The sequence below is a fragment of the Mycolicibacterium sediminis genome (genome assembly GCF_010731735.1).
Lineage (GTDB): Bacteria > Actinomycetota > Actinomycetes > Mycobacteriales > Mycobacteriaceae > Mycobacterium > Mycobacterium sediminis.
In genome coordinates, this window is the sequence record NZ_AP022588.1 from 4,557,028 (window position 1) to 4,579,626 (window position 22,599).

Annotated in this window: 20 protein-coding genes and 1 pseudogene; 14 read left to right on the forward strand and 7 right to left on the reverse strand. The window is 65.9% G+C overall.

Annotated elements, in window-relative coordinates:
- Positions 1 to 879 carry an SDR family NAD(P)-dependent oxidoreductase gene (locus G6N64_RS21835; protein WP_163799696.1) on the reverse strand — a complete coding sequence of 293 codons (879 nt, stop codon included), beginning with the start codon at positions 877 to 879 and terminating at the stop codon, positions 1 to 3.
- A gap of 99 nt (positions 880 to 978) precedes the next feature.
- Between G6N64_RS21835 and G6N64_RS21840 the strand changes: the two genes are divergently transcribed.
- Positions 979 to 1,557 carry a TetR/AcrR family transcriptional regulator gene (locus G6N64_RS21840; RefSeq protein WP_163799697.1) on the forward strand — a complete coding sequence of 193 codons (579 nt, stop codon included), beginning with the start codon at positions 979 to 981 and terminating at the stop codon, positions 1,555 to 1,557.
- Between the two features lie 13 nt (positions 1,558 to 1,570).
- On the opposite strand, the gene G6N64_RS21845 is transcribed toward G6N64_RS21840, so the two are convergent.
- On the reverse strand, positions 1,571 to 1,996 hold the full coding sequence (locus G6N64_RS21845; RefSeq protein ID WP_264002326.1) for an ester cyclase: 426 nt from the start codon (positions 1,994 to 1,996) through the stop codon (positions 1,571 to 1,573).
- A gap of 187 nt (positions 1,997 to 2,183) precedes the next feature.
- Here G6N64_RS21845 and G6N64_RS21850 point away from each other — a divergent pair, with 187 nt between their 5' ends.
- Together G6N64_RS21850 and G6N64_RS21855 are read left to right on the forward strand one after the other, a co-directional pair.
- A complete protein-coding gene (locus G6N64_RS21850; protein ID WP_163799701.1) occupies positions 2,184 to 2,627 on the forward strand; it encodes a nuclear transport factor 2 family protein in 444 nt (147 codons plus the stop codon).
- 53 nt (positions 2,628 to 2,680) lie between these two features.
- Complete coding sequence (locus G6N64_RS21855; RefSeq protein WP_246230754.1) at positions 2,681 to 5,038, forward strand: FdhF/YdeP family oxidoreductase; 2,358 nt, start codon at positions 2,681 to 2,683, stop codon at positions 5,036 to 5,038.
- A 23-nt stretch (positions 5,039 to 5,061) separates the two neighbouring features.
- On the opposite strand, the gene G6N64_RS21860 is transcribed toward G6N64_RS21855, so the two are convergent.
- Both G6N64_RS21860 and G6N64_RS21865 read right to left on the reverse strand, forming a co-directional pair.
- Complete coding sequence (locus tag G6N64_RS21860; protein WP_308206620.1) at positions 5,062 to 6,273, reverse strand: multidrug effflux MFS transporter; 1,212 nt, start codon at positions 6,271 to 6,273, stop codon at positions 5,062 to 5,064.
- A gap of 101 nt (positions 6,274 to 6,374) precedes the next feature.
- Complete coding sequence (locus tag G6N64_RS21865) at positions 6,375 to 7,367, reverse strand: NADPH:quinone reductase (protein WP_163799703.1); 993 nt, start codon at positions 7,365 to 7,367, stop codon at positions 6,375 to 6,377.
- Between the two features lie 225 nt (positions 7,368 to 7,592).
- Here G6N64_RS21865 and G6N64_RS21870 point away from each other — a divergent pair, with 225 nt between their 5' ends.
- The 3 genes from G6N64_RS21870 (at position 7,593) to G6N64_RS21880 (ending at position 10,311) form a co-directional block, all read left to right on the forward strand.
- Positions 7,593 to 8,270 carry a cutinase family protein gene (locus tag G6N64_RS21870; protein ID WP_163802015.1) on the forward strand — a complete coding sequence of 226 codons (678 nt, stop codon included), beginning with the start codon at positions 7,593 to 7,595 and terminating at the stop codon, positions 8,268 to 8,270.
- Between the two features lie 715 nt (positions 8,271 to 8,985).
- Positions 8,986 to 9,654, forward strand: a complete 669-nt coding sequence (locus G6N64_RS21875) for an MspA family porin (RefSeq protein WP_409370771.1) — start codon at positions 8,986 to 8,988, stop codon at positions 9,652 to 9,654.
- 24 nt (positions 9,655 to 9,678) lie between these two features.
- Positions 9,679 to 10,311 carry an isochorismatase family protein gene (locus G6N64_RS21880; protein ID WP_163799705.1) on the forward strand — a complete coding sequence of 211 codons (633 nt, stop codon included), beginning with the start codon at positions 9,679 to 9,681 and terminating at the stop codon, positions 10,309 to 10,311.
- A 27-nt stretch (positions 10,312 to 10,338) separates the two neighbouring features.
- Here the strand turns inward: G6N64_RS21880 and G6N64_RS21885 are convergent, their stop codons facing one another.
- Positions 10,339 to 11,271 (reverse strand): LysR family transcriptional regulator, encoded by a 933-nt coding sequence (locus tag G6N64_RS21885; RefSeq protein ID WP_163799707.1) that lies wholly within the window; start codon positions 11,269 to 11,271, stop codon positions 10,339 to 10,341.
- A gap of 61 nt (positions 11,272 to 11,332) precedes the next feature.
- On the opposite strand from G6N64_RS21885, the gene G6N64_RS21890 reads away from it, so the two are divergent.
- Positions 11,333 to 12,058, forward strand: a complete 726-nt coding sequence (locus tag G6N64_RS21890) for a TetR/AcrR family transcriptional regulator (protein ID WP_163799709.1) — start codon at positions 11,333 to 11,335, stop codon at positions 12,056 to 12,058.
- A gap of 393 nt (positions 12,059 to 12,451) precedes the next feature.
- On the opposite strand, the gene G6N64_RS21895 is transcribed toward G6N64_RS21890, so the two are convergent.
- Complete coding sequence (locus tag G6N64_RS21895) at positions 12,452 to 13,387, reverse strand: LysR family transcriptional regulator (protein WP_163799711.1); 936 nt, start codon at positions 13,385 to 13,387, stop codon at positions 12,452 to 12,454.
- A gap of 160 nt (positions 13,388 to 13,547) precedes the next feature.
- On the opposite strand from G6N64_RS21895, the gene G6N64_RS21900 reads away from it, so the two are divergent.
- The 6 genes and pseudogenes from G6N64_RS21900 to G6N64_RS21925 all read left to right on the forward strand — a co-directional run bounded on the left by G6N64_RS21900 (position 13,548) and on the right by G6N64_RS21925 (position 20,719).
- Entirely contained in the window at positions 13,548 to 14,519 is a 972-nt protein-coding gene (locus G6N64_RS21900; protein ID WP_163799714.1) for a LysR family transcriptional regulator, read from the forward strand.
- Between the two features lie 365 nt (positions 14,520 to 14,884).
- The gene (locus G6N64_RS21905) at positions 14,885 to 15,769 is read left to right on the forward strand and encodes an alpha/beta fold hydrolase (RefSeq protein ID WP_163799716.1); all 885 of its coding nucleotides are present in this window, start codon (positions 14,885 to 14,887) and stop codon (positions 15,767 to 15,769) included.
- Positions 15,770 to 15,788: 19 nt separating this feature from the next.
- Complete coding sequence (locus G6N64_RS21910) at positions 15,789 to 17,237, forward strand: dihydrolipoyl dehydrogenase family protein (protein WP_163799718.1); 1,449 nt, start codon at positions 15,789 to 15,791, stop codon at positions 17,235 to 17,237.
- 62 nt (positions 17,238 to 17,299) lie between these two features.
- Positions 17,300 to 17,620: pseudogene (locus tag G6N64_RS30715) on the forward strand (AAA family ATPase); the annotation flags it as partial.
- A gap of 17 nt (positions 17,621 to 17,637) precedes the next feature.
- On the forward strand, positions 17,638 to 20,097 hold the full coding sequence (locus tag G6N64_RS21920) for a helix-turn-helix transcriptional regulator (RefSeq protein ID WP_163799722.1): 2,460 nt from the start codon (positions 17,638 to 17,640) through the stop codon (positions 20,095 to 20,097).
- Between the two features lie 151 nt (positions 20,098 to 20,248).
- The gene (locus G6N64_RS21925; protein ID WP_163799724.1) at positions 20,249 to 20,719 is read left to right on the forward strand and encodes a nuclear transport factor 2 family protein; all 471 of its coding nucleotides are present in this window, start codon (positions 20,249 to 20,251) and stop codon (positions 20,717 to 20,719) included.
- Between the two features lie 64 nt (positions 20,720 to 20,783).
- Here the strand turns inward: G6N64_RS21925 and G6N64_RS21930 are convergent, their stop codons facing one another.
- Positions 20,784 to 21,296 (reverse strand): MarR family winged helix-turn-helix transcriptional regulator, encoded by a 513-nt coding sequence (locus tag G6N64_RS21930; protein ID WP_163799726.1) that lies wholly within the window; start codon positions 21,294 to 21,296, stop codon positions 20,784 to 20,786.
- Between the two features lie 191 nt (positions 21,297 to 21,487).
- On the opposite strand from G6N64_RS21930, the gene G6N64_RS21935 reads away from it, so the two are divergent.
- On the forward strand, positions 21,488 to 22,573 hold the full coding sequence (locus G6N64_RS21935) for an alkene reductase (RefSeq protein ID WP_163799728.1): 1,086 nt from the start codon (positions 21,488 to 21,490) through the stop codon (positions 22,571 to 22,573).
- Positions 22,574 to 22,599 lie beyond the last annotated feature (26 nt).

Below are 22,599 nucleotides of genomic sequence, written 5' to 3' on the forward strand. Positions count from 1 at the left end.
TCAGCGGCTCTGGGAGGCCAGCGGATCGAGCTGATCGGCGGTGGCGTCGTCGGCGGCCGTCGAAACGCTAAGAGACTCCCACTGCTCGTCGGTGGCCAGCAGGTCCCGCCCAGCCGCGGTGGCGTAACGGAAGGCGTCGGGGCCGACCAGGAGACGGGCGGGTGGCTTGGCCATCTCGACGATGTCGAGCAGCAGCCTGGCGACCTTGGCCGGATCGCTGGCACCGATCGACGCCGAGTTGCTCAGCGCCGCAGCCGCGCCGACGGTCGACCTGTACTCGTCGCGTACCGGATCGATGCGCATGGAGGATCCAGCCCAGTCGGTGCGCATCCCGCCCGGCTCCAGCACGGTGACCTTGATGCCCAGTGGGCCAACCTCCTGAGCAAGGACCCCGGAGAACCCGGTGACGGCCCACTTGGCCGACTGGTAGGCCGCCAGGCCGGGCCGGGCCATTCGGCCGCCCACCGAGGACACCTGGACGATGTGGCCACTGCCCTGGGTCCGCATGACCGGCAGGACCGCCTGGGTCAGGCGTACGACGCCGAAGAAGTTGGTGTCGATCTGGGTGCGGAAGTCGTCGAAGTCGACGTCCTCGATGGCGCCCATGTTGGCGTAGCCGGCGTTGTTGACCAACACGTCGAGCCTGCAGAACCGGTCGACGACGGTGGCGATGGCAGCGCGGACGTGGTCGTCGTTGGTGACGTCGAGTTCGACGACCACGAGATGGTCGGGGTGCGCCACGGCGAGGTCGTCCAGGGCTGACACCGAGCGGGCGCCGGCGACCACGCGGTGCCCGGCGTTCAAGGCGGCCTCGGTGATGTCGCGCCCGAGTCCGCGCGAGGCGCCGGAGACGAGGAAGACGTGTGACGTGTCGGTCATGGATGGTCCAATCCGTGGGAGAGTGAGCTGTGTATACGACTGTAGACTTCCGAATATACAGACGTAGACTTCGGCGGCGGTATTCCCTAACGTGGGGTCATGCCCGCCGACCGCTCGCGACCGCGCAATGCCGCCGTCACCCGGGAGGCGATCCTGGCCTCGGCCATTTGGAACTTTGCCCGGGCCGGGTACGACGGCGTCGGGGTCCGCGAGATCGCCGGCGATGCCGGCGTCACCGCCATGCTGGTGAACCGCTACTTCGGCTCCAAGGAGCAGTTGTTCGCCGAGGCCGTGGAGGCGTCGTTCGCCTCTCCGGTATTCGTGGCCGAGACGCCGAACGACCTGTCGCGGGATGCGGCCACGGCGGTGGTGGCGCGTTCGGGCCCGGACGCCGAGGAGCTGGAACCGTTCCTGATCATGCTGCGGTCGGCATCCAATCCGCACGCGGCCGAGATCGTGCGCGACGCCATCGAGCGACACGTCGGGCGACGCCTGGCGCGGCAGCTTCCCGCACCCGGCCGACAACTGCGCAGCGACCTCCTGCTGTCGGTGATCTGCGGTGTGCTCTTGATGCGGAAAGTGTTGGGCACCAAGGCGCTCAACGGCCGCCATCCCGATCAACTGGTGCAACTGCTGGAGGCCGTCTTCGACGCCATCGCCGACGCGCCGCTGCCCTAGTGGCTCACAACGGTCAGGGCGCACCGATCTGTTTCAGCACCGCGTCGACGTCCAGCAGATCCCACACTTGGGCGAACTTGCCGTCCTCGACGCGGTAGAGGGTGAACTCCTGGACCGCGATGCGGCGGCCGGTGGCCTCGATCCCCTGGAAGGTGCGCAGGTGGGTGCCGGTGACCGTGAAGTGCAGCGAGATCAGGTCGCGTTCGGGCACCAGACTGCGGACCTCCCAACGCCAATCGGGGAAGGCGTGCACCAGTGGCTCGAACTGTTCGGTGACGGCACCGGCCGGGATGGGAGCGTCGTTGACCACGAGGGTCGGCGTGCAGAACGCCGTCATAGGGTCGAGGTCGTCGGCGTTGCAGCACCCTACGGATTCGCCTGATACAGCGCCTCGTTCTGTTCGCAGGTGCTTTGATTGCGACCTCTCGCCTCGCCCCATCGTGGACTGGCGCGACGACACGGCATTGGTGAACGTCGCCAGACGCCGGAGAGTACGGTGGCAGGCTCCGCGACTCGGCAAAACTCGCCTATCTTGCGGGTCCGAACTCCGCCGTCAGCCAAACTCTACTGGGCGCCAGGTTCAGTTGGCGCTCGGTCTTTAGGTCAACGTCGAGTCGGGAGGTCGGGTGAGTCGTCGAGCACTGGCCGCCCACCAGGAGATCAATCGACAGCTCTTCGAGTATGCAATCGCCTCCGACACCCACGACTGGCCACGGTTGGGCGCCTTGTTCAGCCACGGTCGGTACCACTTCGCCGACGCCGACGGAAGTGAGGCGGTGATTCGGTGGGGTGAGTCGGTGGTGAAGGACCATGCCCGTACCCAGCATGCCCTGTCCGCGGTGTCGATCGAACTCGACGACCTTGACGCACCGAGTCGGGCGCGAGTGCGCAACTACCTCAGTCTGTTCGCCGTCGACGAGGCCGGGCCGGCCGAACTCGTTTCGGCGTGCTGGTTCGACAGCGTTTTCGAGGCAGTCGACGGTTCATGGCGATGGCGAACGCAGGTCATCACACCGCTGTTCCGTGGTGACTGGACGCTGATTCACCGCGCCCAGCAGTTCGGCCGCTAACCGCCTTCGGCGCAGGAATAACGCCGGCGGTAGCTCCCCGGTGACATCGGAGGGTGAATCCCATTACTGCACAACCAATCTCACCGGGCGACGAACTGGGCCACGGCGCGCCCGGGGCGCCCGCCGTCGGTAGGGGACCCAACCGGGGTGGTGAGTTCTCCCAGGAAGACGATCGGGCCCCGGCCGCCGGATGGGGCGCGGCGCGTAGCGTCGCGCGCGTCCTGGGCATGGCCAGGGAACCGTTGCGAGGACCCCACGCGATCCTCAAGATGAACCACGAGAACGGCGGTTTCGACTGCCCGGGGTGTGCATGGCCCGACGCCCGCGACGGTTTGCACCTCGACATCTGCGAGAACGGCATCAAACACGTCACGTGGGAGATGACCCGCAAGAAGGTCGATCGCGACTTCTTCGCCGCGCACACCGTAACGGAGCTGTCAGGCTGGACCGACTTCGCACTGGAGGATCAGGGCCGTCTCACCGAGCCGATGAGCTACGACCCCGTGAGCGACAGATACGTGCCCATCTCCTGGGGGGACGCCTTCGCGATGGTCGGATCCGCCCTCCGTGGCCTCGACAGCCCGCACGAGGCGGCCTTCTACACCTCGGGTCGACTGTCGAACGAAGCGACGTTCCTCTATCAGCTGTGGGTGCGCGAGTTCGGCACCAACAACCTGCCGGACTGCTCGAACATGTGTCACGAGGCATCCGGCCGCGCGCTGCAAGCTGCCCTCGGCACGGGCAAGGGCACCTGCGACATCGACGACTGGAACCAGGCGGATCTGTTGCTGGTGATGGCCGTCAATGCGGCGTCGAACGCACCTCGGATGCTCACGGCGTTGGCCGACGCGTACCGGCGCGGCGCCCAGATCGTCCACGTGAATCCAATGGTCGAGGCCGCGTCGCGGCGCACCATCGTGCCGCACGAAATCGCCGCCATGGCCACGTTTCACGCCACCAGGACGGGAACGATGAACGTGCAGCCGCGCATTGGCGGGGATCTGGCGCTGCTGCGGGGGGTGGCCAAGGCGGTGCTCGAACGGGCGGCCACCGACGCGAAGGCGATCGACCGTGAGTTCATCCGAAATCACACCGCTCACTTCGAGGCCTACCGCGCGCTCGTCGAGGCCACGGAGTGGTCGGACCTGGTGCGGCAGTCCGGGGTCTCGGAAAAGGACATTCGCGGGCTGGCCGCGAAGTACCTCGCCGCGAACCGCGCCGTGATCAGCTGGTGCCTCGGCCTTACGCAGCAGGAGCACGGCGTCGACACGGTCCGCGAGATCGTCAACCTGCTGCTGCTTCGTGGCAACGTCGGGCGCGAGGGGGCGGGGCCGTCTCCGGTTCGCGGGCACAGCAACGTTCAGGGCAACCGCACATGCGGGATCGACCATCGGCCTGCCGCAACGTTTCTGGACCGCCTCGACGAGGTCTGCGGCATCACCTCGCCCCGCGAACACGGCTTGGATACCGTTGCCACGATCGAGGCCATGCGCTCGGGTGGCGTCAAGGTCTTCGTCTGCATGGGCGGAAACTTCAGCTTGGCCGCACCAGATACCGACGCCACCTTCGAGGCCCTTCGTAACACCGAACTGACCGTCCAGGTCAGTACGAAGCTCAACCGCAGCCACCTGGTCCACGGCCGGGCCGCACTGATTCTGCCGTGCCTGGGCCGTACCGAGAAGGACGTCCAACGGGGCGGTGAACAAGGCGTCAGTGTCGAGGACTCGATGAGCATGGTGCACCTGTCCCACGGAATGCGCCGACCTCCGTCTTCACACCTGTTGTCCGAGTGCGCCATTCTGGCCGGCATGGCGAGAGCGACCCTGTCGGAGTCGTCGACTCCGTGGGAGTCCTACGTCGAGGACTACGACCGGATCCGTGACACGATGGCCGCGGTACTCGACGGCTTCGAGGATTTCAACAGGCGGGTGCGGATGCCGCTCGGGTTCCGCATCCGCCAACCCGCCAGGGAACGTGTGTTCCTCACCGCGTCGGGGAGGGCTGAGTTCGCACCGTCACCGTTGCCCGACGTACTGCCGCCGCCCGGAAGGCTCGTGCTGTCCACGGTGCGTTCTCACGATCAGTGGAACACCACCATCTATTCCGACGACGATCGTTACCGAGGGGTGAAGAACCTCCGAACCCTCCTCTTCATGAATCGGGCCGACATGACCGAGCGAGGGCTCGCCGAGTTCGACCTCATCGACATCACCAGCTTTGCCAGGGACGGCAGCACCCGCACCGTGTGGGGGTACCGGGTGATCGCCTACGACATCCCGGCCGGGAACGTGTGCGGTTACATGCCGGAGCTGAATCTGCTGTGCGCGATCGGTGACTTCAGCAGCCAGAGTGATCAACCGCTGATGAAGCACCAGATCGTCTCCGTCGACAAATCGGCTGAGCTGCCCTGAGATCGGGCGCGCCCCTGATGAGACTACGGTGAGCGCGCGAGCTGGACTGCACCCACCGCCACCAGTGCGCACGCCGTCATCGTGATCGCCATGGGAACGGCGGTGGCGCTACCCGCTAGACCCACCAGCGGAGACACGATGGCAGCCAGCGAGTACTGGAGCAGTCCGAGCACCGCCGAACCTGTTCCCGCCACGCGGCGGACCTGATCGAGCGCGAGCGAGGTGGCGTTGGCCACCACCAGGCCGAGGCTGGTTACGGTGCACCACAGCAGCGGCAGCATGACCCAGATCGTCGGGCCGGCGACGGCGTCGACCAGGACGAGGCTGGAGAACACCGCCATCAGTGCGGTGCCCGTCGTCAGCAGGCGTCGCTGGCCGAACCGACCGACGATCCTGGCGTTGACGGCGTTCATGGCCAGCAGCCCGAATGCATTCGCGGCAACCGCGATTCCATTGCCCACGGTCGACAGACCCAGGATGGTCTGCAGGACGAAGGGTGAGGCCGAGATGAAGGCGAACATCACCGAGAAGCCGAATGCAAAGGCCAAGGTGTACCCGACGTAGTGACGGTTGCCAAGCACGTTCTCACCCTCGCGCAAAGTATTTGCGCGACTGGCCTTCGAGTGGCCCGACGCGGGATGGGTCTCGGAGAGCACGAAGGTCGCGCCGAGCACCATCACGACAGCGAGGGCGGTCAGAATCCAGAACACACCACGCCAGCCAATCAACCCCGACAGGCCCCCGCCAATGAGCGGGGCCACGATGGGTGCTGCGCCGTTGATGATCATCATCAGACTGAAGATCCGCGCCGCAGCCGCCCCCTCGGCCCGGTCGGACACCATTGCCCGACTGAGCACGACACCGGCGGCGCCGCCGAACCCTTGCAGGAATCGGAACACTGCAAGAAGCCCGACGGAGGGCGCGAGCGCACACGCGGCACCGGCGGCGGTGCACAGGACCGTCCCCATCAGCAGGAGCGGGCGCCGCCCCCACCGGTCGGACAACGGCCCCACCAATTGGCCCGTGGCCATCCCGACCATGAAGGTCATCAAGGTCACCTGCGTGGCCGACGGGGCGGCACCGAATTCGGCAGTCATGGCGGGGAAGTCCGGAAGATACATGTCCACCGACAGCGGACCGACGGCGGTGAGAAGCGCGAGGACCCAGAGCCAGCTGATTGGAAACGGGGCAGTTGGCGAGATCGGCGTCAACGTGAAAGGGTCCCTGGACGGCACTGCGGCATCACCCGGGCACCGTACGTCGAATGTCGCCTTGCCCGGCGTCTTTAGGCGGTAGTCACCGATCCGACGACGCGTCCAACCGTGTTTACGACGACTCAGGCGTCCATGACCGCGATGAGGACCTTGCCTTGCGCCGCGCCCCTCTCGACCGCGTCGTGTCCGTCGGCGGTGCGGTCGAGGGGAAGGATGAGACCGATCTCTGGGCGATATGCACCCGCGGTGAGACAACTCGTAATGTCCTTTACTGCTGCCTGTTTCGCCGACGTCGGCATGGTGTAGACGTAGACGAAGCGCACGGCTCCGTTTACCAGCATGAAGGGCAGCACCGGTACCGGCACCGTGGCGTCGCGATCGCCTACCGAGTACGCGCTGATCGCTCCGCCGTTCGCCAGGCACGCGAGGTCGAGCTCCCCGTTGGCGACGACGTCGACATCGACGATGTGATCGACGCCAGCCCCGTCCGTGCCGGCCTTGACGTCGACAGCCACGTCACCCTGGCGCAGGTTCAGAACGAGGTCGGCACCGGCCCGGCGAACGACCTCCATCTGCTCGGGTCGGCGGACCGTCGCCACCACCCAGGCGCCGCCCCACTTGGCCAGTTGAACTGCGGCTGAGCCCACCGCACCGGCACCGCCGTGGACCATCACGCGTCGGCCTCGCAGGTCCCCGTCGGCGAAGAGGCACCGATGCGCGGTCATTGCTGGAACGCCCAGCGATGCACCCACGTCGAACGACGTGGCGTCCGGCAACGCAATCGCGTTAGCCGACGGCACCGCCACGTACTCCGCCGCCGTCCCTCCCGCCCGGCCGTACTGGGCCTCGTAGACCCAGACGCGTTGACCGAGTCGGTCGGGAGACACGCCCGCGCCCACCGATTCGATGACTCCGGCCCCGTCCTGATGGGGAATGATGCGGTCGAACGGCATCTTCGACACGAAGCCGGTGCGGTTCTTGACGTCGCTGGGGTTTATGCCCGACCGGTAAACACGGACCAGCACCTCTCCCGTTCCCGCCACCGGGGCGGGGAGGTCGCCGACCGCGAGAACGTCGTGAGCCGGTCCCTGGCGGTCGTAATAGATGGCGCGCATGGACAACTATTGTAAGCGGAGCCGATCTGAGAACGGTATGAAACCAGCTGTATAAGAACAGCATTCGGCGTAGGCACCGTGATACGCAGGATCCCCACTCGGTAGAACCTACCTATCTCGTGGGCGGTGGGTTTGCCGTGGGCCACACTTCGCGGAAACCCCGGCAACCGCGTGACGGGCAGTTCATCGAAGGAGCAGGACATCAAGCAATCTATCTGGGTCACGATGAAGACCGTCACGGCGGCAACACTCGTCGCGGGCGGAGCGGTCGCCGTCGCGAACCTCAGTTCCGCCACCGCGGCCGCGGACGGCTGCCCGGAGGTGCTGGTGGTCTTTGCGCGCGGTACGTTCGAGGGGCCGGGCGCGGGCAAGGTGGGCGATCCATTCGTCGCCGCGATGCGGGCTCGCGCGGGCCAGCGCACCGTCGACGAGCATCCGGTGGACTACCCTGCTTCGCTGGACTTTCCGCGAGTCGTCGACGGGGTGATCGATGCCAGCGACACCATTCGCGACATCGCGCAGTCCTGCCCCACGACGAAGGTGGTGCTGGGTGGCTACTCTCAGGGGGCCGCGGTGGCGGCGTACACCACCTTCGACCACCTGCCGCCGAACTACGATCTCCCGCCGGGCATTGTCGGCCCGCTGTCATCAGAGGTCGCCTCGCACGTCGCGGCTGTGGTGCTGTTCGGGCTCCCGACGGATGGCGTCGTCTCCCTGCTGGACTCACAGGCGCCGCCCATCGTCATCGGCGCCCCGTTCAACGGCAAGGTGCTGCAACTGTGCAATCCGGGTGATCCGGTCTGCGAGCCCGGCGGGCGAGACCGTCCCGCCCACAGTGCCTACGTCGACAACGGGTCGATCGACCAGGCGGCAGACTTCGCCGCGGCGGCACTGCACTGGTGATGAGATTCTCGCGTCGTCACGGACCCAAGAAGGGTGGGGGCGTCTTCCCCGTCTCTTCCTACCCCGCCTCCCGTCAGCACGGCGAACCACTGACGCCGCAGTCGCTTTCAGACTGGCAATTCGACCCGGGTTCGCGCGCGTCGGGATTCATCGTCGTAACCGATCTCAGAAATTCGATACTGCGTCTTCCCCACGTGCTGGCGGCCGACCACACTGAGGGAGTGTCACAGAGAACCAGCAGAGCGTTCCGCTCAACACTTACGTGGGCGACCGCTACTACCGTCTTTTGTTGTTCGACGGCAACGATATTCGCGCCAGCTGCCGGAGCGGAGCCGCCGCCTCTTCCGCCGTCGCAGCCGCGCGTCCCCGGCGCGCAGAGCGCACCATTCGGCCCCTTGCAACTGACGCCGCCAGCCTTCGTGAATGGACCACCACGAGAGCAGCTCGATGCCCGCGGCGCCGGTATTGGTTCGCTCTCGCAGTTAGGGGGCCCCGCGGCGGTGATGCCGAACGCAAAACCCGGACCCGCAACCCGGATAGCGGTCGGAGTGGCGGGGCCGGGAAGCGCCTTCAGCAGTAGCGTCCTCTCCGACATCGATCACGGCGCGCTCGCGGCTCCGGAGGCGCCTTCGGCCCCCCCGGAAGCTCCGGTTGTCACCGCCGGTGTCGATCTCGGCGCGCCGCCGTCACTGCCAATCACATTGGTGCCGGCGGAATGAGGGCTCGGGGATTGACGCAACATCGCCTCTGCACAGTCGTAGCGCTGGCGACCGCGGCTGCCGCCGTGGCGACGTTGGGGATCGCATCCGCGCAGGCCGACGGCCAGCCGATGACGGCAAAGACGGACACGAAACAGACGCGCGGCGGCCTCAGCCTGACGCTGACGCTCGCGAATGAGGTTGTGAACTCGGTACCGAACCTTGCCGCAGCGGCCAATTCCCGAGAGGCGTTCGTGACTTACGAGGCGACCGCGAACGCGAGTGGGAACGGACTGCCCATCACCGACAGCACGTTCGTCGCCGGATATCAGTTGGGGTGTCAGACCGACGTTTCCAGTGGCCTCCAACTAGGCGGCGCCGGCGCCATAGCGCCATCCGGCGCAGTGGGTTTCAGCCCCGCTGGCCCCGCCGTCAACGCTGGTCTGGGCGGCGGCCTGACCGGCTACCTGCAGACCAACCTGCAACCGGGCGTCATCGTTGACCTTCCCATGGCCAGTATGCCGTTGAGCCCTGGCGGACTTGGCATGCTCGACGTCACCAACGTCCACATCAAGGCCGACGCCTGCGGTGGGCCGGTGACGATCCGGTCCTTCGCCTACGTCCGTATCGGGACCGAGGTCGAACGGTCCGAGTTCGCCGTCTACGGCGATCCAATTCGCATCTAAAAACACAACTAGTGAAGGAGCTCCATGTCCAACAATTCCTATCCCGCAGTACGGCTCGACCGCAAGCGCGCTGCGATGGTCTTCGTCGACCATCAGGCAGGACTACTTCTTGGCGTGCAGGACCACGACAAAGAGGAACTTCGCCGCAATGTCATTGCCCTGGCGCTGATCGCGAAGGCGTTCGAGGTGCCGGTCATCATGACGACAAGCGCCGCCGACGGGCCCAATGGTCCAGTGATCTCCGAACTCGCATCGGTCGTCCCCGATGCCACCATCGTGCATCGGCCGGGCGAGATCGACGCCATGGACAACCCCGATTTTGCGGCTGCATTGCGCGATAGCGGCCGCGACCAACTGATCCTGTCGGGCATCAGCACCGACGTTTGTGTGTCCTTCGTGGCGCAGTCCGCGATCGCCGCCGGATACGGCGCGTGGGCGGTCACGGATGCGTCCGGCACATGGAGCACGTTGTCGGCCGACGCGGCCTGTGACCGGATGTCGCGTGCCGGCGTCATTCTGACGAGCACGGTTGCCGTAGCCGCGGAGCTCCTCGTCGATTGGCGAACCAAGGGCGGTGATCAGATCGCCTCGATCTTCGGCCAGTATGCGATTCCCGCCTACTCGTCGCTCTTGGCGTTCGCCAAGAGCGGCGGCTAACACCCACGCACACCGCGCTTCACGGTGTCAGGACGCGTCAGCTTCAGATCGGCTCGCCGCTGATGGAAAGTCGGCCCGTATCTCGACGGACGTCGCCAACTCCACGAAACGTCGTGCTGCCGAGCCGGGTTCCCGGCTCGGCAGCCAGTGCAGCATCGTCGGCACGTACCTCGTGGGAGACAACGCCCGTACCGCGACCCCGTCGTTGGGCGCCATCGTCGAAGGAGTCGTGAGAATCCAGTCGACTTCGTTCTGCTGCAACCACTGCCATGCAGCAGGATCAGTGTCCGCGAGTTCAACGACCGGAGGAGCCACACCCGCATCGCGAAGCGCTTGCTTTTGCGCGCGCACCCAGGTCGGGAACAAGCCCTCGCTGTGCACGCCGAGCGTTTCATTGGCCAGTTCACCAAGGTCGACGGTGGCGTTCCGCGCCAGTCGATGATCGCTTCGGAACCCGACGAACAACCTCTCCCTGCAGATTGCTCGACTGGACAACCCCAGCTGCGGCGGCACCGGACCGCACGTCAACCCGACGTCGATCTGTCCCTCTGATAGGGCAGCACACAGGTCGTTGAGCCACATCGGCTGGACCTGTAGTGCAAGTCCTGGGGTTTCGTCGCGCAGTGCCGCGTCCAGATGCCGCGGGATGCCTGGCGCCACGGGCGGCGTGACGCCCAACCGAACGGTGCCGACTTCACCGTCGGCCCACCGGCGCACACCAACGGTAGCCGCAGTGACGCTCTCCAGAATTGCTTCGGCGCGTCGGTGGAACTCGACTCCTGCCTCCGTCAAGGCCACCCGCCTGGCATTGCGATCAAGCAGTTTCGTGCCCATCTCGTGTTCCAGGCGACGCACCAGTCCACTGACGGCGGGCTGGCCCATGCGAAGCTTTTCCGCGGCGCGCCCGAAGTGCAATTCCGAGGCGACGGCGACGAACGCTTGCATCTCTCGCAGTTCCACGTGACTAGCATATTTGCTTGTTTGCCCGCAGACAAGCGTCGTGTTCGGCCGGGCCCGGTGTATGCTCTACGCCCGTGGACCAGCACTATCACGCAGATCACATGGCCACACAGGTCGAGCTCCGTTGACTGGCACAGGCCCTCGGCGGAGTCAGCGGGCCAGAGCGGACGAGTCGGCGAGGCGACTCATTGCCGCTGCGATAGAGCTCATCAACGAGAAGGGCTACGCACAGACGACGGCCAAGGACATCGGGTTGCGAGCTGGCTACAGCCGAGCGATGTTGGCCGAGCGATTCGGGAGCAAGGACGCGTTGCTCGAGTCATTGCTCAACGACTACGAGGGCCGCGTCGACGACGACATCGCTACGTACGATTCCGGTCTGGACAAGGCACTGGCACCGCTTGACGGCATGCTCCGTCTGGTCAACGAGGATCCGGTCTTTGCGCGGGCGATGTTCGTCGTCAGCTTCGAGGCGATGCACGACACCGGCGAGTTCCGCGAGCGAATTCGGCTGTGGCTGAACCGACTACGTGATGCCATTCGCGAAGGCATCCGCGAAGGATTGGAGGACGGCTCGGTGATCGCCGGCGTCGACGCCGACGAGCTCAGCCGGGAAGCGTTGACTGCAGGCATCGGTTACGCCTACTGGTCCATCATGATGCCCGAGCAGATCGACCTTCCATCAACGGTCGCACGCTGGCGGGAGTGGGTGAAGCATGCACTCGAATTGCCCGCCGCCCTCAGCCCCGATGGTGTAGGTCCGATTCCACCTCGGTCTACTAGGTAGTGCTACCGCGCGAGCAGATCCTAGGTGCGCCGAAGATCTGTTCTAAGCGCACCACGTTCGGCGACGTCGGTCTCGCCGTGTCGGTCGCTTGCTCGGGAATGGTTCTGGTCTCAGGCGCGGCCGGTACGGCCGACAGCGTCGTGACGTTCATCGCGATGGATGCCGCGATTGAGACGACGTTGCCGACAAACGGGTGAGAGACCGGATACAGCCCATGAGCGACCGCGCGGCAGATGGCGGACCGATGAGCGCATGTGGGAAGACAGCACAACCGCCTGTGCGGATCCGCCGAACGCGAGAACCGTCGCCTGAGCAATGGACACGACGGCGACGATCATCTCAGAAGGAGCCGTCTCGGCCGTTCGTGATCGTTCATCGCGATGAACGACTGTGTCAAGACGCGCGGTCCCAGACCCGACATTCGTTCAGATGGGTGAAGCCATCGGGTAAGTCGACGGACTCGGCCAGGCGTACGAAGCGTCCGACGGCCGGGCTCGTGGCGCGGCCGGGGACCCAGTGCAGGGTGAGCGGCAGGGATTGGGACGGCGCGAGCGGTCGGATGGTTGCGGGCGAGTCCGGTATTGCGATGGACGCGGTAGTCAGCACCCAGTCCACGTCGGACTGTTCGGACCACCTACGGGCCCCCAGGTCCGGTTCTGCGAGCTCGGCTGTCGGTGGCGAGATTCCAGCCTCCCGGAGCGCGACGTTCTGGGCCGCGCACCATGCCGGGAAGAGCAATGCGCTGTGCTGCCCGAGCGTCTCGGAGGCCAGATCCTTCAGATCGACGGCCTCTTTCTCGACGAGCCGGTGATCCGGTCGCAACCCCACGAACCAGGCTTCGGCGTAAAGCCTTTCGTTGTTCGTGCCGAGGTGAGTGGGTAGCGATCCACACGAGATGCCGACGTCGATCGCGCCCTTGGTGATGGCGCGCTCGAGGTCGCCGAACCACATCAGGCTTACCTGGAGTTCGATGTTCGGCGCTACCTCTGCGAGCCGTGCCGACAGGCGCGCCACCAGCGATGGGGCGACCGGTGGGGTGACCGCGAGGCGGACGAGGCCGGCGTCGCAATCGGCCCACCGGTGCATAGACGCTACGGCGTCGGATGCCAAGTCCAAGATCACCGTGGCCCGGTTGAGCAGATCCGACCCGGCGCTTGTCAGTTGCACCCGTCGCGTCGTCCGAGTGAATAAGCTCGCCCCGATGCCGCGCTCCAGACGGCGGATGTGATCACTCAGCCCGGGTTGCCCCATGTTCAATCGTTGAGCGGCCCTGCCGAAGTGCAGCTCGGTGGCCACCGCGACGAAGGCCTCTAGCTGCCGCAGTTCCATGGTCGCGATCTTACTTGTTTGTGCGCAGACAAGCAAATGGGCTCCCAGTTAAGAGGAGGCCTCAGCGATTGATGGGTTTCCTTCCGTCGCGGCGATGACTGTCATCGACGGAATCGATTAATCGGCGAGCAAACCGGTGGCCGCCTCTACGATGTGAGTCGTGGAGTTACGTCAGCTGGAGGCCTTCGTCGCGGTGGCCACCGAGCTGCACTTTGGTCGAGCGGCCGAGAAGTTGCAGATCGGTCAACCATCCCTGAGTGACATGGTGCGACGGTTGGAACGTGAGATGGGCACCGAACTCCTGACGCGCACCACCCGCCGTGTCGCGCTTACGGGCGCGGGCACCGAGTTGTTCGAGCGTGCCAAAGTGATTTTGAACGAGGTAGCAGTCGCTGGCGCTGCAATTCAGCGTATCTCGACAGGCGATGCTGGAACGGTGCGGCTGGGCATCACGCCGCTGGCTGCGCCGATCTTGGCGAATCATCTGGTCGAGGTGCTCCGTACCCAAGCGCCAGACGTGGATTTGGTGATCACGCGCATGTGGCTGTTCCACTTACAGCAGGCACTCGCCGATGAGACGGTCGACGTGGCGATATCGTGTGGAATCGTCCCGGACGTGCCGCATGCGGCTAGTGAAGTGATCTGCGCGGAACCCCTCCTGGTTTGCTTGCGACCGGACCACCGACTCGCCGACCGTCCTGAAGTGGCCCTCACCGAACTTGCCGGAGAGACCCTCGGCATTCAGAGCGAGCTTCTCTTTCCCGCGTGGGTACTGGCGCAGCGCCAAGTGCTGGCATCGGCTGGCATCTCGCCCCGCACAGTCGAGCTCGTTGACAATCACGTGTCGGCGGCGACCTGGGCGAGCCAGAACGAAGTGGATTGGATTCTCTCGACCGGCTCGATCGTAGACCAAGGCATGGCTGCCGTGGCGCGGCCGGTGATCTCGCCCCGCGTCGTCCCCTACACCCTGCAGTGGATTCCCGACCGCGTTTCCAACGGAGCGGTGAGTCGGTTCGTCGACTTTGCGGGGGGCCCGCAGGCTGTTCCGGCCGGGTGGTCCAAGACCGCCGAACCGGCTGTCGTCAGCGAGGATTCGCAGGATGCTGCGAGCGACGCGGAGCGGTTCGACTAAGCCTAGCGGCTCATTCATCGCGTGCGCAGATGAAACTCATCTCTAGATGGCGCTTGTTCCCGAGCTGAGCTGACGGCAACCTGATGGGGTCACCGCGGGAGGAGCAATCGTTGAGCGAAAATGGTCTTCGACCACCGCTGCCGCCCTTCGGCGTGAGTCCGCCCGTCAGAAGGCCCGGCCCCCGCGGCGAGGGCCTCGCGCCGTCGGAAGGCCGGCAACGACGACCTTGCCAACGAGAGCCCGACCGCGTCTATGTCGGACGACGGCACTAGTCCGAAATGCGGCCCCGACATTCCCTTACGCTGAACCTACACACCTAGCCGCTACGAGAACCCGACACGAGAGACCACCCAAGAGGAGCCACGATGACCGACTTCAGCACGCGCTACCATACCGTCGCGATCGACGGACTCGACGTGTTCTATCGCGAGGCGGGCGACCCGGCGAACCCGACTCTGCTGCTCCTGCATGGGTTTCCATCGAGCTCGCACATGTTTCGAGACCTGATCGACGCCCTGTCCGATAGCTACCATCTCGTGGCGCCCGACCACATCGGCTTCGGCCGTTCGTCGATGCCGTCGGTGAATCAGTTCACCTACAGCTTTGACCGACTCACCGAAGTCACCGAAGCGTTGATCGAAAGTCTCGGGCTTGATCGCTTCGCCGTTTACATTCACGACTACGGCGCACCGATCGGGCTGCGCATCGCGAGTGCGAAGCCGGAGCGGATCACCGGCCTCATCACCCAGAGCGGCAATGCCTACGTGGAGGGTTTTACACCGTTCTGGGACATCCTCTTCGCCCATGCGCAGGACCGCGCTGCGAACGAAGATGGCGTGCGCGAGAAGTTCACGCCCGAAACCACCAAGTGGCAGTACACCCACGGAGTGCCCGCGGATCGGCTCGACCGGATCGCGCCCGAGACCTGGCAGCTCGATCAACTTGGGCTGGACCGCAGGGGCAATGACGCCATCCAGCTGCAGTTGTTCTGGGACTACCAGTTCAACCTGGACGGCTACCCGAGGTTCCAGGAGTACTTCCGCACCCATCAGCCACCGCTGCTGGTCGTGTGGGGCCGCAACGACGAAATCTTCGGCGCCGCAGGCGCGGAGGCGTTTCGCCGAGACCTCCCCAACGGCGAGTTCCACCTCCTCGACGCCGGCCACTTCGCGTTGGAAACCCACGGTGAAGAAATCAGCGGGTATATCCGCGACTTCCTGCCACGAGCTCTGAACGCGACGGCGAACTGATCTGATCGCGCCCCGGCCGATGACCACATCCACCAAAGAGCACACGAATGACTTCGACGTCGTCATCCTCGGCGGTGGCGCCGGGGCGAAATTGATCTGGGGCGCTGTTGGGGACCGCTCGGTTGCCGTCGTCGAGCGGTCACGGGTGGGCGGGGCGTGCCCGTTCGTCGCGTGCGTGCCCAGCAAGCCGATGCTACGCACCGCGCGGGTCTGGCAGCTGGGTGCCGACACGCAACAGCCTGCGCTGTTCACCGGGCGAGTCCCCGCCGCAGAGGCCTACCGGCTGGCCTGCGAGCGGCGCGACGCGATCGTCCACCACCGCGACGACATCCTCAACGCCGAAGCGCTCGAGCGCACCGGAGCGGTCTTGGTACGCGGCCACGGTCAGCTACGGGAACCGGGCGTCCTCGACGTCGACGGCCGCACGCTGCGTTACCGGGAGTTGGTGATAAATACCGGATCGAGGTCGAGACGACCTGACATCCCCGGACTCGAATCGGCGCCGACCTGGACTAGTGACGACGCCCTGAGTGCCACCGAACTCCCGTCCAGCATGCTGATCCTCGGTGGCGGTGCGGTGGGTTGCGAGCTCGCGTTCCTGTTCGCCACTTTCGGGACCGCAGTCACCCTAGTTCAGCGTGGTTCGCGTCTCCTCCCCGACGAGGAGCCCCGCGCCAGCGCCACGGTGGAGCAAGCCCTCGCCGAACTCGGCGTCACAATCCACACCGATGCCACCGTCACCGGGGTTGCCTCCCAGGGAGACAGGACCCGCGCTCAGCTGAGCAGCGGCCCGCGCATAACAGTCGAGCGCATCGTCCTCGCCGCCGGCCGACTGCCCAATAGCGCTGGCCTTGGATTGTCGAATGTTGGTCTTCAACTCGACGATCACGCCCCAATACCCGTCGACGATCACTGTCGGGTCGTGGGATTCGAGCACCTCTGGGCGATCGGTGACGTCACCGGAAAGTCAGCGTTCACCCACACCGCTCACTACCAGGGCAGGGTGGTCGCCTCCAACCTCCGCGGACATTCGATACGGGCCAACTACGCCGCGATTCCGCGCGCCGTCTACGTCGAACCGACACTGGCCTCGGTCGGCCACACCTGGGCCACGGCGCGCCACGCCGGCATCGAACCGATCTCCGCAAGCGTCGAGATGCGAACTGCCGCCGTCCGATCCATCACCGACGGCCAAAGCGCAGGCTGGGTCACCTTGTTGGCTGATCCCCAAAGCGGGCGTCTGATCGGCGCGACCGGGATGGGCCAGAACGCCGAGGAGTGGATCGTGACTGTTTCGCTCGCGATCCGCGCCTCCAGCCCTATTTCCCTGCTCGCCGACGTCGTACACCCCTTCCCCAGTTTCGGAGAAGTGCTGGAGAACCCACTCTGGCAACTCAGGGAGGCTCTGCACGATGTCCAGGGCAGCCCACATGGGCCAGACGATGACCGATCTCGTTGCGACTCCTAATAATTGACCAAAAGGCGTGCGGCGAAGAGGACATGAGACTACCTCGCGCCTGTCGACCGTAGATGAGAAGAGAAGGCAGTGAACTGCTCGTGCAGGATTTCGTGAAGTCCGCGCAGATCGGTGGGCGCACCGAGGTACAGGCGCTCGGCAGGCTCCTGGACACCGCCCGCGCCGGAGCGTCGGCGGGAGTAGTCGTCATTGGTGCGGCAGGACTCGGAAAGACGTCCCTACTCGCCGAGGTCGAGACAATGGCGACGGACTTCGCAATTCTGCGAGCACGCGCCGTAGAGTTCGAGTCCCGCATGCCCTTCGCTGCTCTGCAGCATCTGCTGGCGCCCCGACTGCCATTGCTACCCACACTGCCCGGGCCACTTCGCGCAGCGCTCGCGCAGCGCTCGAGATGGCCTTTGGGCTGCGGCCCGGCCAGGTCGATCCCTTCAAGGTCGGCTTGGGCGTCGTCGCATTGCTCGCGGTGGTGGCCCCCACCCTGTGTCTCATCGACGATGCCCACCATCTCGACCCGTTGAGCGCTGAGGCGCTCGTCCTTGCGACGAGACGACTGGGCCACGAGCCGGTGACCGTCGTCCTCCTCGCCCGTCCTGACCACGGGGTCGCCGCTCTCGATGAACTGCCTCACCTTCCTCTGACGCCGCTGTTGCACGACGGTGCACGACGATTGTTGTCCTCGACGTTGGGTGCGCCCCTCGATACCGCGGTCCGCGACCAGATCCTCGGCGAGGCCCGCGGGATACCCGCTGCGATTGCAGGTATCGCAGGCTGTGTCCGCACCGCAGCTGCTCTGGCCGGTGGCTATGCGCTTCCCGGAATCATCACTCCTCCGAGGCCTCTGATGGACGACTACAAAGGCCGCCTGGACGGTCTCGCCGGCCCAGCGCAGAGCTTCGCGCTGCTCGCCGCCAGTGACCCCACGGGTGATCCCGCATTGCTTTGGCGGGCAGCGCAATCAGCGGGCGTCGAGGAACATGCGGCAGCCGCCGCCGACGCCGTCTCGATGACCATCGGCAGACGCGTCACTTTTGCCCACCCATTGGCACGTTCGGCGGTCTACCACTGGGCCGATGCGTCGCAGCGCCGGGCGAGCCACGACGTACTCGCCGCGGCAACGGACGCGGCGAACGCGCCCGACCGGCGTGCCTGGCATCGAGGCCAGGCGGCAATCGGTCCTGATGAGGACGTGTCACGCGAGCTGGAGGCCAACGCGAAGGTGGCCTGCAGGAGAGGTGGTTTCGCAGCTGGGGCTGCCTTCCTGGAACGAGCCGCCGCCCTTTCGGCCCACCCCGCACGTCGTTTTCACCTGACGATCGACGCCGCTGCCGTGAAGTTGGACGCCGGCGACGTGGACGCCGCGGCCGCCCTGACTTCCGCGGCGCGGCTCGACGCGACCGACGAGATGGACGCCATGCGGCTGGACGCCCTCGATGCTCAATCGGCGTTCGCGAAGACGTGGCGTGCAGAAGAGGCCAGAGGTTTGGTAGCTGCAGCGCATCGCTTGGCTACGCGAAAACCGGGTGAGGGGGCGCCCATATGGCTGCAGGCCTTGGTCGCCGCATACTGGACCGGCCACGGGACGGACTTGACCGACGAGGTGTCGGTGATCAATCAGCAGGCGTCAGAGCCCGACGGGGCGGGGTTCGCCGATCTCGCCGCGGTGGCGTTGTCCTCGGCGATGTTCGGCGACCGCGCGGCAGCCGTCCCACAGGCTAGACGAGCCGTGGATGCGTTGTCCGAGGATGCCGCCCAGCTGGAGCTTTGCAATCCCGCGTCGGCGTGGATTACCTGCAGCATCGCGTGGGACGATCACGCGCTCGCCAGGATCCTCGACGAGCAGGTCGCGGTGGTGCGTGACACGGGAAGGGTTGGTGCTCTGCCGGTTACGCTCGCCTCGCGAGCGTTGGTTCACATGCACGCAGGGGAATTGGGGCGTGCCGCTGAATGCGTCGCCGAGGCCAAGAAGTACTCCGACGTCGTTCCCGAGCTCGTCGAGCTCGGGGTCGCCGCGTGGCGCGGTGATCGCCGGACCGCCGATCAGCTGTGCGAGCGGTTGTCGGGGTCAGCGACGCTGGGGCCAAGACCCATGCAGCTGGCCGCAGTGGCCTATGCGCGACTGCTCATCAACAATGCAACGGGCAATTACCGGGAGGCGCTCGCTGCCGCGGAGGCCAGCTCCGGTCTCGACGAGCTCTGGTTCCACGTGTTCATTCCGCCGGAGCTCGTGGAGGCGGCTGCCCTCGGTGGTCGCATGGACAAGGCCGTCGAACTCTCCACGCGCCTCGGGCGGCATACAGAAGCTGCAGGCACGCCGTGGGCGCTGGGCGTTCACCGGCGGTGCCAGGCCCTGGTGGCCGGGGAGTCGGACGCCGAGGAACTGTTCACGGAGTCCATCGGCCAGTTGCGGGCGAGTCGGACGCCAATCCAGTTGGCGCGCAGTCACATGCTGTTCGGTGAGTGGCTGCGCCGTCGTCAACGGCGCAGCGAAGCGCGCGTCCATCTGCGGGAGGCCTTCGACGCGTTCTCCGTCTCGGGCGCGGCGCTGTTCGCGAAGCGTGCGTCGCGGGAACTGCGGGCGGCGGGGGAGATGGCGCCACAGCCGCGCAGCCGTAGGGGAGAGCTCTCGGACCAGGAGCTCGAGGTGGCCGAACGCGTTGCCGACGGGAAGACGTCCAAGGAGGTCGCTGCGGAGCTGGTGCTGAGTCCGCGCACCGTCGACGCGCACCTGCGAAGCATCTTTTCGAAGCTCGGTGTCAAGTCCCGTCGGGAGATCCGTCACGCGCTTCCCTCGACGGCGACGAGCCAAAGCAGGCCGGGGCCGGTCATCCGGCACGCGCCGCGGTGCCCCTAGGCCTGCCGCCGTTCGGTGACACCCACCTATCTTGGTGCCGTCGAACTTTCAGGGCCCGGCAACGCGCGATGGTACTTCGTACGATTTGTCAAAGACCTGGTGGCCCATCGGTGCCGAGCACCCGCCGGGGTCGAACGAAAGGAGCCAAGTGATGAATGACGGGGCCCGTCCACCGTTTCCGCCCTCCGACCTAGAGACGGCCGCGCAGAAGGTGCAGGCTGCCGAGGACGCGTGGAACACCTGCGACCCCCAACGAGTGAGCCTGGCCTACACCCCCACCAGCGTCTGGCGGAACCGTGACGTCTTCCTCACCGGCCGTGAGCACATCGTCGAGTTCCTGACCGCCAAGTGGCAGCGGGAGCTCGAGTACTCGTTGCGTAAGAGCCTCTGGGACTTTCACGGCAACAGGATCGCCGTGCGCTTCCAGTACGAGTGCCGCGACCTGCGTGGCCAATGGTGGCGCAGCTACGGTAACGAGCTGTGGGAGTTCGATGGCAACGGCCTGATGGCCCGACGCGAGGCCAGCATCAACGACCTGGCCATCGCCGAGTCCGAACGCCGCTACTTCGGCCCGCGTCCAGACGACCAAAGAGGCTGCGGCCGCGACATTCCGATCTGGTAGCGCATGTTGACGACGGGCCGAGGCTCTTATCAGCGGACACACCGCAGGCTGCCCGCTGCGCGGCTTAGTGTCCCAGGCCGTCCGCAACACGGCTGAGTCGCGCCTCCAACGTCAGGAGATTGCCCTCGATGACCCGACACTCTGAATCCCCGAGCCCGCCGACGGCGGCGTCTTCGAGTTCGGCCCAGATGCTCTCCACGCGCTGGCGCAGCGGGATGCTCGCGGGGGTGGGCTCGATGAGCGAGGCCCGCTTGTCGGCTGGCGTCGCCACGCGGCGGACGAAACCCGCGTTCTCCAGCCGTCGGATCGTCCGGGTCATCGTGGCGGCATCCGAGTCCAGCACCCGCACAAGGTCGACCTGGCGTTGGGGCCCGGCCTGCCAGAGGTGCATCATCACGATTTCTTGTCCGGGGTGCAACCCCACCTCGCGCAGCAGGTGCCCGGCGATCATCCGGTGCAACCGCGCCACGCGGAAGATGGCGTGACTGATGGGGCCGCTCTCTGCGGCGGCGGGCAGCGGAACGCTGGAACCGAGTGAGGCCGCCGTCGAACCGTCGGCCTTGGATGGACGTTTCATGTCCGAGCAGTTTACACCCGAGAATGGGACATCGGCTATGTGCCACAGGCTGTTCGTAGTCGATTTTCACGTGCAGGGAATGACATTCGGGGTTTAGCTGTTCGGACAGGTAACCGCCCGCGTCAAACGCGGATCGGCGAAGACCAGGTCACCAACCGTGGCCGTGAAGAGTATGGAACGAGGGAACTGTGATGACCACTGCTTTCGACCCCACCACGGTGGGCGCCATTCAGCTGAAGAACCGCATCGTGATGTCACCGATGACGCGCAGCCGCGCGTACGGCGCGGGTGCGTCACCGACGCCGAGCATGGCCGAGTACTACGGCCAACGGGCCGGCGCCGGCCTGATCATCACCGAGGGCACGCAACCATCGGTGATCGGCCAGGGCTATCCGAACACCCCGGGCCTGCATTCCGATCAGCAGGTCGACGGGTGGAGGTCCGTCACCGACGCCGTCCACGCGGGCGGCGGCGTCATCTTCGCCCAGCTGATGCATACCGGTCGTATCGGTCACCCGAGCCTGCTCCCGTCGGGCATGGTTCCCGTGGGCCCGTCTGCGATCGCACCGGCCGGGGAGGTCTTTACCCTCGACGGCATGCAGCCCTTCGTGGTTCCCGATGAACTCACCGAAGAGCAGATCACCGAGACGGTGCTCGACTTCGCAGCAGCGGCCCGCAACGCCGTTGCTGCCGGCTTCGACGGTGTCGAGGTGCACGGCGCCAACGGCTATCTGCTGCACCAGTTCCTGTCCTCCAACGCCAACCTGCGCAGCGACAATTGGGGTGGCTCGGTCGACAACCGTATCCGCTTGACCCTGCGCGTCGTCGAGGCCGTGGCGGATGCGATCGGCTCCGACCGCGTCGGGCTGCGCATCTCGCCGAACAATCCGCTCAACGACATTCGCGAAGACGACTACCGCCACACCTATCTCGCACTCGTCGACGCGTTGGCGTCCACGGGGCTGGCCTACCTTCACGTCCTGGAGACGAGTGATCGCGAGTTCACCCACGAGCTGCGTGATCGGTTCGGCGGAACCCTGATCCTCAATCCAGCGACGCCGGGTGGATTCACCGGTTCGGACGAGCTGGGCCTGGTCGAGGATGGCACGGCCGATCTGCTGGCGTTCGGCGCGGCCTTCCTGGCCAATCCCGATCTGCCCCGCCGTCTGGCAACGGGGGCATCGCTGAACGCACCCGACCGCGCCACCTTCTACGGGGGCGACGACCACGGATACACCGACTACCCCGCACTCGACGCGGTACCGACCCCGGCGTGATTCCGGGTCCTGACGAGAGAACGAGA